This window comes from Deinococcus frigens DSM 12807 (genome assembly GCF_000701425.1).
GTDB classification, from domain to species: Bacteria; Deinococcota; Deinococci; order Deinococcales; family Deinococcaceae; genus Deinococcus; species Deinococcus frigens.
Genome location: NZ_JNIW01000131.1, coordinates 1 through 2,168 on the forward strand (window position 1 = coordinate 1; position 2,168 = coordinate 2,168).

Below are 2,168 nucleotides of genomic sequence, written 5' to 3' on the forward strand. Positions count from 1 at the left end.
GGCGAGAGAATGGCAGAAACCGCCCCACGCGAGCAGGTCAAGATTTATCGTCTGGGACGCTGCTCCCGCGCTATTCATAGGTGCAACTCCTGAGTTCGTCCGCCTGTCGGGAGGTGGGTTTTGAAGGTTCACCACCCGAAACACCGCCTGTTGTCGGTGCTGTCAAGGGACCAACGTGGGCTTTGCACATTAGGCGTCCAGGACAACGAAAAAGTGGAGTTATCAGCCGCTGAGCACTAGGCCAGGCAACGTTTGGCAAACGCCTCAACAGCTTTCAGCCAGTCGCCATGCTGTTCAAGCAGCCCCAGGTGTCCGCCCGGGGCCAGCATCACTTCCTCGGCTTGGGGAATCTTCTGAGTTATGAAGTGAGACGCCTCCGGCAACGTGGCCTTGTCATGGTTCGCCGCGATGACCAGCACGGGGACAGGGATGGTTGGAAGAACGTCCACAGCGTCGTAGCGCATCATCGCCAGCATGCCGCGTGCTGCGACAGCCGGGTTCGCCCGCAAGTCATGTTGGACAACGAAATTCAGCTGCCCCTGGGTCTCGCTTCCACCGAACTGCATAAAGTGATTTCCCAGGTGTGACAGGCCGCTCTGAAAGGCCAGCAGGTTCATCACCCGGACCAGGGGCGACAGGGCAATGGTCAAGGCACACAGTGGACGCAGCAGCGGGCCCTGGAGACGGCGCAGAACAGGCGCACCCCAGGCGGTCTGGACGGGATTGGTCGGGGTGGTGTGGATCAGAATCAGACCGACCACCTGGGGTGAAAGTGCTTCCGGAAATAGGCGGCAGAAGGTCAGCGTGATCATCCCTCCGATGCTGTGCCCACACAGGATGACGCGCTGCTTGCCCGCCAACTCCAGAACCGCCTTCAGGTGCCCGGCCAGTCGCTCCAGGTCGTACTGATGATCCAGCGGGGGGCTCGAATGTCCCAGGCCCGGCAGATCCCAGAGCAGCAGGCGGTAGCGCCCCACGAGGTGCTGGTGGGCATAGAACCACTCTGCCAGACTCAGGCCCCAACCGTGGGTGAACAGGAGAACCGGGGCACCCTCCGGTCCGTAAGCCTGGACGTGGAGAACCGCGCCATCAGGGCGCACGATGCGGTGAAGGGTTCCTGCTGGCATCAGCCGCATCTCCTGCTCACCCGCTCGGGGCCTGCGGCCCAGGAAGGGGGTGAGCACGAAGCGCCCGAGCAAGGGGAGTGCCAGGAGGAAGAGGCCAGCCACCAGCAGGCGACGGTCGGCGGGAAGGTGAAGCGCCCAACTGTCGTACCACTCCCAGACCAGCCAGGCCCCACCACCGAGCAGCGCCAGGGACCACAGGCCCATCAGCCAGACGAGGATGAGGGTGGGGGGAGCAAGGAGCATGGGCGACATCTTAGAGCGCGTGAACCTCCGAATTCTCCTCCCCAGTTTCCGAACTGGATGTGCCAGGTTTGCTTTCCCGCCGCCCTGAAGTCGTGCTGGTGGACGAGCTGCCCATACCAATGCCCCCGGCAGCGAACGTCAGAAGCGCTGGCAGGACGTGGAGGTGTTGCTCGCGGCGGGCATCAACGTCCTGTCCACGGTCAACGTGCAGCATCTGGAATCTCTCAACGACACCGTGGCCCGCCTGACCGGCGTGCGCGAGCGCATCCCAGACGCCGTGCTGCGCGAGGCGACCGAACTGGCCCTGGTGGATCTGACGCCGCATGACCTCCGCGCCCGGATGAAAGCGGGTCACGTTTACGGCCTCGAAAAGATTGATCAGGAGCTGGACAACTTCTTCACCTCACCCAACCTGAGGTATGGAAACGAAAGGCACCTAAAGCCGCCACTTTTGTGAAATGAACCAACAAGCTCATCCGCGAAGACTGGAGACACCGACAACGACAGGATTCCCCAAATTGTTATCAGACATCTGGAAGCGGCCTTAAAAGCTGGTTATCAGACGAAAACGAGGCCCATGACCGGATGCCATGTCTGATAATGGTGCTTCCTGGACAAAAGAAGCTGCTGGAGTGGGAAAAAATATGCTTGTGAAACCGATTCACAAAAGTGGCGGCAGAACCCCATTTTCGTTTCCATACCTCTGGCCGACGTGCGCGGAGATCGGCTCACGACAACGGTGGTCCGGCTGGTAGAGGCAGGTGAGCGCCAGGCGCACGAGGCAATCCGCGAAGACGC

The 2,168-nt window shown here is 61.3% G+C and carries 2 protein-coding genes; one reads left to right on the forward strand and one right to left on the reverse strand.

Annotated elements, in window-relative coordinates:
* Positions 1 to 236 precede the first annotated feature (236 nt).
* On the reverse strand, positions 237 to 1,370 hold the full coding sequence (locus Q322_RS0119910; protein ID WP_029479577.1) for an alpha/beta fold hydrolase: 1,134 nt from the start codon (positions 1,368 to 1,370) through the stop codon (positions 237 to 239).
* A gap of 163 nt (positions 1,371 to 1,533) precedes the next feature.
* Between Q322_RS0119910 and Q322_RS21435 the strand changes: the two genes are divergently transcribed.
* A complete protein-coding gene (locus Q322_RS21435) occupies positions 1,534 to 1,827 on the forward strand; it encodes a hypothetical protein (protein ID WP_051668816.1) in 294 nt (97 codons plus the stop codon).
* The last annotated feature ends 341 nt before the right edge of the window (positions 1,828 to 2,168 follow it).